A 15,807-nucleotide genomic window follows, 5' to 3' on the forward strand; every position below is an offset into this window, starting at 1 on the left:
GTGTGAAATCAAAATCGTTACGCCGAGCGCGCAGGCTGCTGAGCCCGCGCCTGGTGCAACATGTGCAGCGTTATTTTTCGCACTTCTGCCTTGCTGACGGCGATGTGCTCGCCGAGCAGCGTTTGCGCCTCCTCACTTTGCCGCTGCAGGATCGCCTGCAAAATGGCGGCGTGCTCGCGGTAGGTGGCGTCCACCCGCGCCTGCTGGGTGAAATCCAGCCGGCGAATGATGCGGATCTTTTCGGTCAGCTCGCGGTGGATGCGCGCCATTTCACCGTTGCCCGCCGCGGCCACCAACGCCTGATGAAACTGCTCATCGTGCTGCGACACCGCCTTGCCGTCCGCCAGGCGCGGCGCTTCGGTCCAAAAACGGCTCAGCGCCGCCAGCGCGTCCGGCGTTTCCCCGGCCGGGCGTTCGCACAGCCGTTTCACCGCCTCTTGTTCCAGCACGATGCGCAGGTCATACAGCTCTTCGAAGTAGGCGAAGTCGAACGGCCGCACCTGCCAGCCGCTGCGAAACAGCACCTCGACATAGCCTTCGCGCTCCAGCCGAAACAGCGCCTGACGCACCGGCGTGCGGCTGGCCGCCATGCGCTGCGCCACGTCGCTTTCGCTGAAGCGATCGCCCGGCAGCAGGCGAAACTCGAAGATGTCGGCCTTGAGCTGCAGATAAATGCGCTCCGCCAGCCCTTCCGGACGCGCCTTGTGCTCTCCGTTGGTGATTTGCATCATAGCCCCTCCGTTCAGACCGCTTTTTCCAGCCACAGCAGGGCGTCGCCCGGCCCGACCGGCCGCCCCTGCCGGCAGCTGATGCGTTTAACGACCCCGGCGCGCGGCGCGGTGACCGCCAGCTCCATTTTCATCGCCTCGACCACGATCAGCGGCTGCCCGGCCGCCACCGCCTGCCCCGGTTCCACCAGGATCTTCCACACGCTGCCGTTCAGATCGGCGCTGACCAAATCGCCGTCGATGGCGTCTTCTTCCTCCGGCGGCAACAGCTGCGCCTCGGCCTCGTCGTCATCGCTGCGCCAGCGCGCCACTTCGGCGCTGAACGCCTGCTGCTGGCGATGCTGGAAGTCGGCGATCGCCCCGGCGTTGTCGGCCAGGAAACGGGTGTAGGCGGCGAAGTCGAACTCGCTCTCTTCGATGCGCACCTGCATGCGCCCTTCACGGAACGCTTCGCGCTGCTCGTCCAACTCTTGCTCGCTGACCGGATAGAAGCGCACCTGATCGAAGAAGCGCAGCAGCCAGGGTTCACCGGCGGTGAACTGCGGGTTTTTGAGAAACTTGTTCCAGATCGGCAGCGTGCGCCCCACCAGCTGGTAACCGCCCGGCGAGTCCATGCCGTAGATGCACATGTACATGCCGCCGATGCCGACCGTCCCTTCGGCGGTGTGGGTGCGCGCCGGGTTATATTTGGAGCTCAGCAGGCGATGGCGCGGATCGAGCGGCACCGCGCAGGGCGCGCCGAGGTAGACGTCGCCCAGCCCGAGGATCAGGTAGCTGGCGTCGAACAGAATGTCGCGCACCTGCTCGCGTCGGCTCAGGCCATTGATGCGCTGAATGAAATCGACGTTGTTCGGCAGCCAGGGCGCCGAGGCGCGCACCGTCTGTTGATAGCGATCCACCGCCCCCAGCGTGGCCGAATCTTCGAACGCCATCGGCAGCCACACGGTGCGCGTCGGCACCTTCAGGCGGCTGACGTCCCCCAGCGCCCGTTCACGCGCCAGCAGGCGCTGCAGCAAGTCGGCCTGGCTAATCTGCCGGCTGTCGTAGCGGATCTGCAGTGAACGCACGCCCGGCGCCAGCTCCGCCACGCCCGGTATCACCTCCTCCCGCAGCGACTGCATCAGCAGATGAATGCGCAGCCGCAGCGCCAGATCGAGCACGTTGTCGCCGTACTCCATCAGGATGTAGCCGTCCCCCGCCTGGCGATACGCCACCGCCGGGCGCCCGTCCGCCGCCGGCAGCGCCGCCAGCACCGCGGCGGAAACGGTCTCCGCCGGGGCCAGATCCGGCGGCGGCAGGGTGATGGCCTTCACCGCCGCCAGCGCTTCGATGCTGCCGAGCTGCGCCTGCTCCAGCGACTGCGCCTGCCGGAAGCCGATCGGATGGAAACGGATGCGGTCGCCCGGCTTCACCTGCCCCACTTTCCACAGCTCGGCCTTGGCGATGGTCACCGGGCAGACGAAGCCGCCAAGGCTGGGCCCGTCGCGGGTCAGGATCACCGGGAAGTCGCCGGTGAAGTTGATGGCGCCGATGGCGTACTCGCAATCGTGCACGTTGGAAGGATGCAAACCGGCCTCGCCGCCGTCCTCCCGCGCCCACTCGGGCTTTGGCCCCGCCAGGCGCACCCCGAGGCGGTTGGAGTTGTAATGCACCTGCCAGTCGGTGGCAAAAAAGGCCTCTATCGATTCAGCGGTGAAAAAGTCCGGCGCGCCGTGCGGCCCGTACAGCACGCCGATGTGCCACTGGTCGCCGTAGTGCGGGATCAGGCTGTCGTCCATCGCCTGCGGCGCGGCGATCGGCGCCGGCGTAGTGCTGGCCGCCAGCGCCGGTTGGGCGATCGCCAACATGTCCGCCACGCGCAAGGTGCGCCCGGCGTGGCCGCCGAACTGGCCCAGCGCGAAGGTGGAGCGGCTGCCGAGATACACCGGCACGTCAAAGCCGTTACGTACCGCCAGATAGGTGCGGCAGCCTTGCGTGGCGCGCCCCAGCGTCAATACCTGCCCGGCCCGCACCGCGATCGGCCGCCAATACGCAACCGCTTCACCGTCCAGAGCGGCCGGGCAGCTCGCGCCCGTCAGCGCGAGGGTGGCGTCGCAGTGAAAGCGCAGCGTCGGCCCCTGCAGGGTAAACTCCAACCCGGCGGCCGCCGGGTGGTTGCCGACGATGCGGTTGGCCAGCCGAAACGCGAAGTCGTCCATCGGGCCGGACGGCGGCACGCCGATGTCCCAATAGCCGAGGCGGCCGGGATAATCCTGCACGCTGCTGTAGGTGCCGGGTTGCAGCACTTCGAGGCAGTGCGGCTGGAAACGCACATCGTCCAGCAGGCGCGTCCAGACGTCGCCGCACTGAAATTGCGGCGTGGCGATCACCTGCCGCAGATAGTCGAGGTTGGTGGCGATGCCGTGCAAACGGGTCGCCGCCAGCGCCACGCGCAATTTTTCCAGCGCCTGCGCCCGATCGGCGCCGTGCACGATCAGCTTGGCGATCATCGGGTCGTAAAACGCCGACACTTCGCTGCCGGTCGCCACCCAACCGTCGAGGCGCACGTCGTCAGGGAAATGCACCTCGGTCAGCACGCCGGGGCTAGGCTGGAAGTTTTTCAGCGGATCTTCGGCGTAGAGGCGCACTTCGATCGCCGCGCCCTGCGGCGCGCGCTGCAACGCCGCCCAATCCAGCGCGTCGCCCGCCGCCACCTGCAGCATGCATGCGATCAGATCCAGGCCGGTGACCATTTCTGTAACCGGGTGCTCGACCTGTAAGCGGGTGTTCACTTCCAGGAAATAAAACTCGTCGCGCGCGGCGTCATAGATAAACTCTACGGTGCCGGCGCTGCGGTAATTCACCGACTCGCCCAGCGCCACCGCCGCCCGATGCAGCGCCTGGCGAGTCGCCGCCGGCAGGTGCGGCGCCGGCGTTTCCTCCACCACCTTTTGGTTGCGCCGCTGCAGCGAACAGTCGCGCTCGCCGAGCGCCGCCACCCGCCCCTGGCCATCGCCGAAAATCTGCACCTCGACGTGGCGCGCCCGATCGACAAAGCGTTCGATAAAGGCGCCGGCGTCGCGGAAGAATTGCTCTCCCAGCCGTTTGACGCTGTCGTACGCGTCGCGCAGCGCCGCCTCGTCGTCACAGCGCGTCAGGCCGATGCCGCCGCCGCCGGCGGTGCTTTTCAGCATCACCGGGTAGCCGATGCGCGCGGCGGCCGAGACCGCCTGCTCAACGCTCTCCAGCAAGCCGGTGCCCGGCGTCATCGGCACCCCGGCCAACGCCGCCAGCTCGCGCGCCCGGTGCTTGAGGCCGAACTCGCGGATCTGCGCCGCCGTCGGGCCGATAAAGGCGATGCCCGCCGCTTCGCAGGCATCGGCAAACTCGGCGCTCTCGGACAAAAAGCCGTAGCCGGGGTAGATCGCCTGCGCGCCGGTGGCCGCTGCCGCCGCGAGGATCTTGTCGATGCGCAGGTAGCTGTCGGCGGCCTTGTCGCAGCCAAGCGCCACCGCCCTGTCGGCCTCGGCGACGTGCGGCGCATTGCGGTCGGCGTCGGAATAGACCGCCACGCTGGTTACGCCCAGGCGTTTCAGGGTGCGAATGGCGCGGCAGGCGATTTCGCCGCGGTTAGCGATCAGTACGGTAGTAAACATGTTCATGCCCCCTTAACGCTGGCGAGATAGTCGCGCCAGCCGCCAAACTCAGTGATATCCGTCGCGTCTTCCAGCGCCCAGGCTTCGCAGATAAACCCCTTCACCCGCCGGCCGTCCGCCAGCAGCAGCGTGCCGATGCCCAATGGCGCCGGGATTTCCGCCACAAACTCGCCGAAACGGGCCAGCGGGATGTCCCACAGCTCAACGCGGATCGCCGCCCCCTGCGCCGCGCGCGCCAGCCCCGGCTTCGGCGGCTCGGTATCGGCCAGCGCATACAGGCGATAGCAGGGGGCGGTAGCGGTTTGCTCCACCTGCACCGCGTCGCGCTGTGTCAGCTGGACGTTGAGCGGCATGCCGCTAAGGTGAGCGCCCACTACCGCCAGACTCACGTGCCCTGTGGACGGCGCAGGCACAGGCTGCGGCGGCAATGCCCGGCCGATAGCGCCGAGCGGCAAGGCGCTTTGCCGTTGCCAGCGCAGGCCAAACGCCGCCAACGCCCGGTCATGCCAGGCGGGCGCAATCAGGGTGATGCCCGCCGGTAGACCGTCTTCGCGCAGCGGCCCCGGCAGCGCCAGCGCGCTCAGATCGGCCAGGTTGGTGAAATTGGTGTAAGTGCCGAATTGCGAGTTGAACAGCACCGGCTCCTGCGCCATCTCCGCCAGGGTGCGGATAGTGGGCGCGGTCGGCACCACCAGCGCGTCGAACGGCGCCAGCCGCTGGGCGATTTGCCGCGCCAGCTCGGCACGCAGGTATTCCGCCTTATAGGCGTCGCAGGCGCTGTAGCCGAGGCCGTTGCCGACGATGCCGCGCACCACCGGATCGATGGCCTGCGGGCTCGCTTCCAGCACCTGCTCAATGGCTACCGTGCGCTCCGCCACCCAGGGGCCGTAATACAGCTGTTCCGCCAGAGTGCGAAACGGCGCGAAATCGAGGGGTTCCAGCGTGGCGCCGCCCGCCTGCAGCTGCGCCAGCGCACGGTGAAACGCCCGTTCGGCCTGAACGTCGCCGAAAAACTCCAGCTGGGCGGGAACGGCGAAACGCGGCGCGGCGGAGATATCCGCCGGCGCGGTATGCGGATCGGGGCGGGAATACGGATCTGCTTCGTCAAAGCCGCTCGCCAACTCCGCCACCTGCGCCGCATCGGCCACGGTCAGCGCGAAGACCGACACCGTATCGTTCAACCGGCAGGCCGGCACCACGCCGCGGTTGGACAACCGCCCTTTGGTCGGCTTCAGCCCGACGATGTTGTTGAACCCGGCGGGCACGCGCCCCGAACCGGCGGTGTCGGTGCCCAGCGCGAACGGCACCAGGCCGCGCGCCACCACCGAGGCGGAGCCGGAGCTGGAACCGCCGCTGACGTAGCGGCTGTCGAAGCTGTTGACCACCGCGCCATACGGTGAGCGAGTGCCCACCAACCCGGTAGCGAACTGGTCGAGGTTGGTTTTACCGAGGGCGATCGCCCCGGCGGCGCGCAGGTGGGCGACCACGGTGGCGTCCGCCGCGGCCTGATAGGTGAACGCCGGGCAGGCGGCGCTGGTCGGCCAGCCGCCGACGTCGATATTGTCTTTGATGGCGAAGGGCACGCCGAACAGCGGCAGGCGGGTGAGATCGCCGGCGACTGCTTCCAGCCTTTGCGCCAGCTGCCGATACTGCTGCTCGCGCTGCGCCGGCGTGGCGAGATACAGCCAGGCGTTATCGTCTGGGCTCAGCCCGGCGACCAACGTTTCGATCGTCGCACTGACGCAGGCAAGGCGCTCGCCCGCCGGGCGGGTTTGGTAATGGTGTTGCCATTCACTGAGGGTAAAACCGCACGCTACAACAGATTCGCTCATCGACTGAATTCCATCTGGTACACAAGATGGGATTCAACAGAGCAACCGGCGTGCCAATTTTTAATCTCATGATTTCAATAAATTATAATTAAAACTTATGACGACGAAGGTGAACGGCCTGCACCAGCGGCGCGCAGCGGGAGAACAAAAAGAGTGCAATAAGGGGATGATGCAGAGGAAAATCGGGGCGGCGATACTTGCCGCCCCGGGAGGCCGATGGGGATCAATCCTTGATGCGTTTCAAACCGACCGGCGTAATGCAGTAGGTCTGTTGCTTGCCCTTCTCCGCCAGCCGCACATGCTGCATCTCGTTGACGATCGCCAGGCGGTTGTCCGGCTCTTCATGCCGCAGATGGATCACTTCACCGCCGTAGCCTGACAACGGCAACACCCAGGTTTTGGCCGATTGATTCTGGCTGCCGATGACGTCGTAACTGAGCAAGACGTTGCCGTCCGCATCCGTCACGCTGAGGAAGGCGTAGCTGTCGGTAAAGTAGTGGTGAGCAATCCCCGCCGCCAGCGTCACGGTCACGGTTTTCTTCACCAGATCGACGGCGCAGGTCAGAAACTGGCGATCGCCAATCCCTTTGCACGCCACGGTAAACGCATTGCCGACGTTAGCGCCCGGCGGCGTATTGTCGGCCGGCAGGCAATCCCGATAGGTCGCCAACAGTGACTCGCGCTGCGGCTCGGCAAAGGCGCCGATCGCCAGATAAATATCGTCCTTGAACGACGACGATGGCGCATAGTAAGCCGGCAACAGGCGACGCAAACGCTGCGCCGCCTGTTCCAGGCGCGCCAGCAGCGCCTGCTCGGGATCGCCGGGCAACGCCGGGTTTTTCAGCCCGCTGGTTTCGATACGCAGCACGTTGGTTTTGTTTTTGTTATCGATGACGCCGGCCGCCGCCGGATTCAAACGCACCCGGCTCGGCTCCACATGGTAAATCTCGATGTCATCACCCTCGGCAAACGGCAGCTCGTCATGACTCAACGTAGCCTGAGTGCCCTGAATCTCTTTGCTGAAGCGCACCGCACCCTGCCGATCGCGCAACGTCACCCGGGCATAGGTTTCACCGGGGAAGTAGGCGTGCGGCGTGGTGCTGGTCACGTCAACCACCACCGCCCCTTTGGCGCGATCGACGACCACGGTGGCGAAGACCGCATCGCTCAGGCCCAACAGATTGATCTCCTGCGAAACGATCGGCGAAGCGGCTTTGCGCTCAAAGCGAAGCGTCATCGCGTTTTTCCCCTGTTTCACCGTCAGGTATCCCGCCGTCGGCCGATATTTACGATCTTTGCCGGTCGGCAACCGCAAGGTATACACGCCGATCGGCAGCGCAGTCAGCGCCAGGGTCGGCGTGTCGATACGGACTTTGTGGGCATAGCGCGCCCCTTCCATCAGAATCAGGTCTTCACCGTAGATCTGCGCAAAGTCATCGATATCCAGACTCAGGGTGACGTCGCCTTTCAGTCCGCTGGCCTTGAGCTGACAGGAGTCGACCAGCCGCAGCGAGGAATCCAGCTTCAGCTGTGCCTGCACCACCGGCAGACTCTGCGCGTCCACCAGTTGATACAGCGGATACACCGCCTTGGCGTGGCTGAACGCGTTGCGGTCGCGCTGCGCTTGGGTGATCACGCCGCCGGTCAGCTCGACGAACGGCGTCACGTCGATTTGCTCGCCGGCTGCGGCGAAGCTTGCCGACAGCAGATCCAGCAAGGCATGTTCCGACGGCACGAAACCCGCCGTGTTGCAGCTTTGGCGATACTGCTGATTAAAGTGCGTGAAGGCGTTCTTGCCTGCCTTGTCGACCATCAGCATCGCGAAGAACAGCTTGGAGCGCAGATCCCACTGGTTGAGTGGCGTGCCCTGAGCGATCAGATCGATGATTTTCTTCTCGACGCCGGCCGCGTTGCCGTAGTTATACAGCCACCCCTCCTGGTATTTACGTTCCCCCAGCATCACGTCCTGATAGCAAGCGGCATAAATATTGTTCCACATCTCACCGGTGGAGAAATATTTGTCGCCCATAAAGTGCCCCTGATAGCCGTGCGCGATCTCATGCAGGCTGCCCCAGTTGCTGTCTTTCGGCGTCAGCCAGAAGCTGCTGACCGAGCTGCTGGTTTCCGCCGTCCAGCGGCCGCCGTAATACGCGGCGCCGGAGCCGTGCTTATCGGCTTTCATAAAGTAGCGGTTGCGAATATTGCGATCGGATTCGTGTTCAGCCTCGAACGAGACGCCGGTCAGCGCATTGTAGAAGGTGAAAATGCGATCGTAGTAGGCGATCAGCCCGTCGATGTTTTTCGCTTCGCCCAGCGACTTCAGCGCCGGTTTACTGATTTTCGGCACCAGCAACACCGCGTATTCCGCATCGACCAGGGCAAACTCGGCGTCCCGATCGTCCCAGCGGGCAAAGAATGCGGCTTCGTTTTCGCCACGGCGATAAACCGGCAGCGCTTTCGCCGTGTCCGGGTACTCGAACTCCAGCACCGGCTCGCCCTGCCCATACGGCGTATCGATGAACGGCACCGAGACGGCATTGACCTGGGCCTCGACCCAGCTCGCGCCGACGCTGAATTCCGCCTCCGTTTTGCTGTCGTCATTCAGCAAGCGCAGCGTTAACTTGCCGGTAAACGCCGCGTTGGTCTGGCGCACTCGCAGCACTTGCCCGGCGGCGAGAATGACGCCCAGGTGCTGGCGATCGTGATCGATGCCTTTGCTCATGCCTGCCGCATCCAGCCAGACTGGCCGGGTCAACGTGTAAAGTGATTGGGTTTTCGTGATGGTTGGCATCCTGCTTTCCTCATGGTTTGGGTGATTGAATTGACCATGAAAAAGTAACCGGACGGGCGGCACGCCCTCCATCGATGACGGGTGGCTGAGGGCCAGTACAACAACGGCGAGCGGGAGAGCGGCAATAAAAAAGGCGCAACCTTACGATTGCGCCTGATGTTCGGTGAACGCTGCGCGTTACTCGCCGCGAACGCGCTGCGCCAGCCCTTTGAGGAAGTAGCGCAGCATCTGATCGCCGCACGGGCGGTAGTTCTTGGTGCCCTCTTTGCGGAACAGCGCACTCAGCTCCGGCTTGGAGATGCGGAAGTCCACCGCGGTGAAAATCTGATGCATGTCGGTGTCTTTCAGCTCGAACGCCACGCGCAGCTTTTTCAGCACCAGGTTATTGGTGATCGGCAGTTCAACCGCCGGCGCCGGGAACTTGTCGTCCTTGCCGCGCTTGAAGAACACCAGGCCGTTGAGGAAGTGCGCCATCACTTCGTCAGGGCACTTCTCGTAGCCCGGCTCGCCTTCTTTGATCACGTAAGCGTCCATCGCCGACACCGCCACCTCGAAATCGTCCAGTTTGATAATCTCGACCATTTTGGCGTTGTTAATGCTCAGCATATAGCGCACGCTGCGCAGCACGTCGTTGTTCATCATGGGATTGCATTGCCTTTACTTGTCTAACGGGGACGTGCGCATTGTAAAAAAATGCCCCATACCCAAAATAATTGGAGTTGCATCGCGGCGGCAAATTTGTAAGCCCCCGGAGCATAGTTAACTATGTGACCGGGGCGCGCAAATGCAGCCAACAAAGAGGCAGCTCCAAGTATGACGGGTATGGCCGCACACCTTGAATGTGCGGCAGTATAGGGATCGGCAAGGGGTTTCTCAATCGATTTGGCTTTTTTGCTGATACAGCGGGATGTCTTCGCCGATGATGTACTTGTTGCGCAGCATCGACGAGACCTTGTCCATGATCATCACCACCACCACCAGGATCAGGGTGATGAACATCACCACGTCCCAGTTCCACAGCCGCATATTCTCCGCATACACCAGGCCGATGCCGCCGGCGCCGACGAAGCCCAGCACCGCCGCTGAGCGGGTGTTGGACTCAATCTGGTACAGGCTGAGCGCCAGGAAGGTGGGGAACGACTGGGTGAAGATGCCGTAGCGGTGCTTCTGCAACCCGTTGGCGCCCACCGCCGTCAGGCCGCGGCTGGGGGACTTGTCCACCGCCTCATGGCCTTCGGCGTACAGTTTGCCCAGCAGCCCGACGTCCTGCATCACGATAGCCAACACCCCGGCCAGCGGCCCCATGCCGACGGCGCGCACGAAGATCAGCCCCCAGATCGCCATGTCGATGCCGCGCAGCACGTCCAGCAAGCGGCGCACCAGCACGGAGATCGGCCGCAGCAGCGGCGTCGACATCACGTTGCGCGCGGCGAAGAACGACAGCGGCAGCGCGATCAGCGACGCGGTGATGGTGCCGGCGAACACAATGGCGATGGTGATGCCGATCTGCTGGAAGTAGTACATGAACGGCCAGTTGGCGAAGTCGTGCCAGACGAACATGCGCAGGAAATAGCGCCCCAGCTGCTGGCAGCCGTTGATAAACTGCGGCCAGCTAATGCCGAAGACCAGGAAGAAGAACACATAGTACAGCACGATCGCCAGCGCGATCAGGCCGACGGTGCGCAGGTAGCGCCCCTGCTGCGCGAAGATCGCCGGATGCTGCTGTTTCAACTGGCGCAGCGTTTCCGCCGATGCCGGAGTGCCCGCTATCATTTTGCCCCCTCCACCACACGCTTGCGCAGCTCGCCCGACACGTAGTCGAGCACGGAAACCACCACGATGATCAGCAGCAGCGTCATGCTGACCTGATCGTAACGGTCGAGTTTAATGTTGGTCATCAGCTCCTGGCCGATGCCGCCCGCGCCCACCAGCCCCAAAATGGTCGACTGACGAAAGTTGATCTCCAGCCGCATGAAGCTGTAGGAGAGAAACACCGGCTTCACCTGCGGCCACAGGCCAAAGCGCATGCGCTGCAGCGGCGTGGCGCCGCAGGCCGCCAGCCCGCGCACCGGCTTGTTGGAGGCGGTTTCGATCGATTCGTAGAACAGCTTGGTCAGGCTGCCGATGGTGTGCAGCGCCAGCGCCAGGAAGCCGGGAATGGCGCCGATGCCGAACGCCATCACGAACATCACCGCCCACGCCAGCTCCGGCATGGTGCGCAAGAACGCCACCAGCGTGCGGATTGCCAGCCGCACCGAGGCCGGGGTATAGGTATTGCCGGCCGCCAGAAACGCCAGCACGGTCGCCACCAGCACCGAAAAAATGGTCGCCGCCAGCGCCAGCTGCAGGGTCTCCCAGATCAGCGGCAGCTGGATGTTCAGGCGGTAACCCCAATAGGCCAGCGAACCTTCGGTGCGCCCATCGGCGAACAGCAGGTGCCAGTGCAGCGTCGGCACGGTTTCGGCCAGGTAGTCGAAGAAGTGCGGAATAGACACCCAGACGGTGTGCAGGTTGAACTCGGCGAGGTTGCCGGCGCCCAGGTACAGCACCACCAGCCCGAGCGACCACAGCAGCGCTTCGCGTTTTTGCTTGCTGCGGATCCGTTGGTAATAGTGTGCGAAATCGGTATTCAAAGCAGGTCTTCCATCTTGATGGAACAAGGGGTTCAGCACGCTGAACCCCTTCATTCGGACGGCCGAGGCAGCCGGGAATTAACGGTCGCCTTTGGTCAGCTCGCGCTTCATATCGATGATGGTCTGGTATTCCGCCAGGGTAGTGTCGCCGATGTGCTGTTTGCCGCCCATCGCTTTGATAAAGCACTGGTGATCGTCTTTATCCAGCTTCTTGATGGCGGTGACCACTTTGGCTTTGAAGTCGGCCGGCAGCGAGTTGCTCACCAGGATCGGGCCGTTCGGGATCAGCGGCGACTGCCAGATGATGCGGATCTGTTTCATCAGGTCCGGGTGATCCATGCGGATCATGCGGGTGAACGCGCCGCTGGTGTAGCCGGTGTTGTAGTCGCCGATCATCGACGCCCAGGTCACCGCGCCTTCGAACTGGCCGTTCAGCACGCCAAGGATATCCTGCTCGTGGCCGCCGGAGAAGGTGACGCTGGAGAAGGTGTTGTTGTATTTGTTGTCGACCGTGCCGCCGAACAGCTTTTTAAACGCCTGATTCGGGATCAGGAAGCCGGAGGTGGAATCCGGATCGGCGAAGCCGATGGCCTTGCCCTTCAGATCTTCCAGTTTCTGGTACGGGCTGCCGGCCTTCACCACCACCACCGAGTGGTAGCCGCGCGACTGGTCGACGTCGTCGACCGCGATGCCGACGATGTCCACCGCTTTCGGATCCTTGATGTAGACCGAAGCGAACGATGACGGCGACATGCTCAGCACCAGGTCAATCTTGCCGCCCAGCAGGCCCTGGATCACGCCGGAATAGTCGGACGAGTTGCGCAGCTTGGTATCGACATTCAGTTCCTTGTCCAGGAACTGCTTCACGCACTGGTTATCGCCGATCTGCTGGGTGGCGTTCTGGCCGCCGAGAATGCCCAGGTTCAGCTCTTTCGGCGCATCCGCTGCGGCAGCATTAAATACCATCATCGCGCCGGCCATCAGGGTGGTCAGACTCAATACTTTTTTCATTAGGTGTGCCTTGTGTGTAAAGGTAAAGGGTAAAGGTCAAAAGTGCTTCAATGGATCTGATTGGCTTCTTCGCCATACAGCTGGTGCAGGATCCGTTCGTTCAGTTGCGAAGGATGCCCGTCAAACACGATCTTCCCGTGGGCGATGCCGATCACCCGCGAGCAATACTCTTTCACCAGTTCGACCGAGTGCAGGTTCACCATCACCGCGATGCCGTCTTCGCTGATTTTCTGCAGCGCGTCCATGATGCGGCGGGTGTTTTTCGGATCGAGCGACGCGACCGGCTCATCGGCCAGCAGGATTTGCGGGTTTTGCATCAGCGCGCGGCAGATGGCGACTCGCTGCATCTGGCCGCCGGAGAGGTGCTCGGCGCGCTGCAGCGCGTGCGGCAGCATGTTGAGCCACTGCAACAGCTCGATGGCGCGAGCGCGGTCGGCGTCATCGAACAGTTTGAAGAAGGATTTCAGGGTGGAGGTGTGGCTCAGGCGCCCCAGCAACACGTTGGTCATCACGTCCAGCCGCGGCACCAGGCAGAAGTCCTGGAAGATCATGCCGCAGCGCGCGCGCCATTGGCGCATCTGGCGGCCGGCAAGCTGGGCGATATCCTGCGCCACGCCATCGTCTTCGAAGTGCAGCATCTCGCCGCAGCTGGAAGGAATGGTGCCGTTGAGGGTATGCAGCAGCGTGGACTTGCCTGCGCCGGAGCGGCCGATCACCGCCACGAACTCGCCGGCGTGCAGATCGAAATTGATGTCATCCAGCACGCGCTGCTGCGCTTTATAGGCCTTGCCGAGTCCCTTTACCGATAATACTTTGCGGGATGCGGCGGCGTGCTGCCCTGGAAAGTCGTGCTGTGCCAATTTTAACAGTGCCTGAGCCATATGATTTCTCTGGTTTCAGTGGCTAATCATTATGGGCACCTATTAACGGATAAGTTTATGACAGTGGGATGATCGTTTTATGGCCGGGGCGTGACGCGTGCCGCCCCGGCGTGCGCATCATTCCAGGCTAAAGAAGTCCAGCCCCAGCGCCATCTTGACCTGCTGCAGCGTCTGCTGGCTGACCTGATGCGCGCGGCGGGTGCCGTGCTGCAGGATACGCGTTAGCTCGCCTTTATCGGCAATGAATTCGGTGCGGCGGGTGCGGATCGGCTCGAGCAGGCTCTGCAGGCAATCCTCCAGCAGCCGTTTGATTTTCACGTCCCCCAACCCGCCGCGCCGATAGTGCGCCTTCAGCTCCGCCACCAGTGCGGCGTCTTCGCAGAAGGCGTCCAGATAGGTGAACACCATGTTGCCCTCCACCCGGCCGGGATCGCTGACGTTGAGATGGCCAGGATCGGTGAACATGCTCATCACCGCCTTGTGAACCTCGTCGGCGCCGGCGCCAAGCGGGATGGCGTTGCCGCGCGATTTCGACATCTTGCCCTGCCCGTCCAGCCCCGGCAGACGCCCGACGTTGCTCAACAGCGGCTGACACTCCGTTAATATCGGTTGGCCAACGATGTGGTTGAAGCGCCGCACGATCTCGTTGGTTTGCTCCAGCATCGGCAGCTGATCCTCGCCGACCGGCACGTGGGTGGCGCCGAAGGCGGTGATGTCCGCCGCCTGGCTGACCGGATAGATCAGAAAACCGGCCGGCAGGCTGCGGGCGAAATCCTTCTCGGCGATTTCGTTTTTCACCGTCGGGTTGCGTTCCAGCCGCGCCACGCTGACCAGATTGAGGTAGTACATCGTCAGCTCGGCCAACGCCGGCAGCGCCGACTGCAGGCAGATCGTGGTCTTGTGCGGATCGATGCCGACCGCCAGATAGTCGGCCACGACATTGAGCACGTTGGCGCTGATTTTTTGCGGGTTGTTGCCGTTGTCGGTCAGGCCCTGCAGATCCGCCACCATCACCGTTTGGTTATGCTGGTGCTGCAGTTCGACGCGTTGGCGCAGCGAGCCGACAAAGTGACCTAAATGCAGTGGGCCGGTAGCGCGATCGCCGGTAAGAATGGTGTAGCTCATGACAGTGCTCCTGAAGGTCTGTAGACCGCCGGATCAACGCCACAAAAGATAATGCCGCCAAACCGGCGGCATTAAAAAGAGATGTGAATACTCGTGCCGCCTCAGAAGAGGCGCCACCATGACTGATTGTGGGTGGAGTGCATCGATATATTCATGCCATCAAGGTATACCCGCAGCGGCAATGCGTCAATAGCCCGCCGCCGGCGCGTAAGAAGGCGTTACACTCCGGCATTTGCGTTCCTGGCCCGGCGCGCTAGGGTAAAACCTTCAACCTGAAAAAGGAGCGCATGATGAAGATCGGATTTGCCGGACTGGGTGGGATGGGCAGCGCCATGGCAACTAACCTGGTGCAGGCGGGCTTCGCGTTGACGGTATGGAACCGCTCGCCGCAGGCGGCGCAGCCGCTGGTAAACGCCGGCGCGCGGCAGGCCGAACGGCCAGAACAGTTGGCCGATGCCGACGTGCTGATCACCATGCTGGCCGACGATGCCGCCACGCAACAGGTGGTGGTGGACAGCGGATTGCTGCAGCGGATGAAACCGGGCGCGCTGCATATCAATATGGCGACCATCTCGGTCGAGCTAGCCAAACGCCTGACGACGCTGCATGCGGAACACGGCATCGGCTATCTCGCCGCACCGGTGCTGGGGCGGATCGACGTGGCCGCCGCCGGCAAGCTGAATATTCTGGCAGCCGGCGATAGCGAACGGCTGAAGCAAGCGCAGCCGCTGTTCGATGCCCTCGGCCAGAAAACCTGGCACTTCGGCGCCGACCCGGCGCAGGCCAACGTGGTCAAAATCGCCACCAACTTTACGCTGGCCAGCGCCATTGAAGCGATGGCGGAAGGCAGCGCGCTGGTGCGCAACTACGGCGTTTCCGGCGCCGACTACCTGCAGATGCTGAGCAGCACCGTCTTCGCCGCCCCGGCTTACCAAGGCTATGGTGCGCTGATCGCCGCCGAGAAGTATTCACCCGCCGGATTCCGGCTGGCGCTGGGGCTGAAGGACGTCGGGCTGGCGCTGGCCGCCGGCGCCGACAGCCATACGCCGATGCCGTTCGCCGGAGTGCTGAAGGACAACTTCCTCGACGCGATGGCGCAAGGGGATGCGGATCTGGACTGGGCCGCGCTGGCCAAGGTGGCGGCGCGGCGGGCGGGCCTGAAATAACGAAC

The 15,807-nt window shown here is 63.4% G+C and carries 11 protein-coding genes; 1 reads left to right on the plus strand and 10 read right to left on the minus strand.

Going from position 1 to position 15,807, the window contains the following annotated elements; genetic code table 11:
* Positions 1-17 precede the first annotated feature (17 nt).
* The 10 genes from ACJ8HA_RS10780 to trpS form a co-directional block, all read right to left on the minus strand.
* Positions 18-728, minus strand: coding sequence for a GntR family transcriptional regulator (locus ACJ8HA_RS10780; RefSeq protein ID WP_049208994.1), 711 nt, complete (start codon positions 726-728; stop codon positions 18-20).
* A gap of 14 nt (positions 729-742) precedes the next feature.
* On the minus strand, positions 743-4,363 hold the full coding sequence (gene uca / locus ACJ8HA_RS10785; RefSeq protein ID WP_442515331.1) for an urea carboxylase: 3,621 nt from the start codon (positions 4,361-4,363) through the stop codon (positions 743-745).
* Between the two features lie 2 nt (positions 4,364-4,365).
* Positions 4,366-6,195, minus strand: coding sequence for an allophanate hydrolase (gene atzF / locus ACJ8HA_RS10790; RefSeq protein WP_442515332.1), 1,830 nt, complete (start codon positions 6,193-6,195; stop codon positions 4,366-4,368).
* Positions 6,196-6,418: 223 nt separating this feature from the next.
* Complete coding sequence (locus ACJ8HA_RS10795) at positions 6,419-8,986, minus strand: putative mucin/carbohydrate-binding domain-containing protein (protein WP_442515333.1); 2,568 nt, start codon at positions 8,984-8,986, stop codon at positions 6,419-6,421.
* Between the two features lie 177 nt (positions 8,987-9,163).
* A complete protein-coding gene (locus ACJ8HA_RS10800) occupies positions 9,164-9,628 on the minus strand; it encodes a DUF1456 family protein (protein WP_004939471.1) in 465 nt (154 codons plus the stop codon).
* 231 nt (positions 9,629-9,859) lie between these two features.
* The gene (gene phnE, locus ACJ8HA_RS10805) at positions 9,860-10,759 is read right to left on the minus strand and encodes a phosphonate ABC transporter, permease protein PhnE (protein WP_025302015.1); all 900 of its coding nucleotides are present in this window, start codon (positions 10,757-10,759) and stop codon (positions 9,860-9,862) included.
* The gene (phnE, locus tag ACJ8HA_RS10810) at positions 10,756-11,619 is read right to left on the minus strand and encodes a phosphonate ABC transporter, permease protein PhnE (RefSeq protein ID WP_021503954.1); all 864 of its coding nucleotides are present in this window, start codon (positions 11,617-11,619) and stop codon (positions 10,756-10,758) included. The genes phnE (ACJ8HA_RS10805) and phnE (ACJ8HA_RS10810) overlap by 4 nt, the downstream gene beginning before the upstream one ends.
* A gap of 78 nt (positions 11,620-11,697) precedes the next feature.
* On the minus strand, positions 11,698-12,630 hold the full coding sequence (gene phnD, locus ACJ8HA_RS10815; RefSeq protein ID WP_025302014.1) for a phosphonate ABC transporter substrate-binding protein: 933 nt from the start codon (positions 12,628-12,630) through the stop codon (positions 11,698-11,700).
* Positions 12,631-12,677: 47 nt separating this feature from the next.
* Positions 12,678-13,511, minus strand: a complete 834-nt coding sequence (gene phnC, locus ACJ8HA_RS10820) for a phosphonate ABC transporter ATP-binding protein (RefSeq protein WP_019454697.1) — start codon at positions 13,509-13,511, stop codon at positions 12,678-12,680.
* A gap of 117 nt (positions 13,512-13,628) precedes the next feature.
* Positions 13,629-14,636, minus strand: a complete 1,008-nt coding sequence (gene trpS, locus ACJ8HA_RS10825) for a tryptophan--tRNA ligase (RefSeq protein ID WP_049208928.1) — start codon at positions 14,634-14,636, stop codon at positions 13,629-13,631.
* A 290-nt stretch (positions 14,637-14,926) separates the two neighbouring features.
* Here trpS and ACJ8HA_RS10830 point away from each other — a divergent pair, with 290 nt between their 5' ends.
* Positions 14,927-15,802, plus strand: a complete 876-nt coding sequence (locus tag ACJ8HA_RS10830) for an NAD(P)-dependent oxidoreductase (RefSeq protein ID WP_025302011.1) — start codon at positions 14,927-14,929, stop codon at positions 15,800-15,802.
* The last annotated feature ends 5 nt before the right edge of the window (positions 15,803-15,807 follow it).

The sequence above is a fragment of the Serratia sp. CY33802 genome, assembly GCF_052169095.1.
Lineage (GTDB): Bacteria > Pseudomonadota > Gammaproteobacteria > Enterobacterales > Enterobacteriaceae > Serratia > Serratia bockelmannii.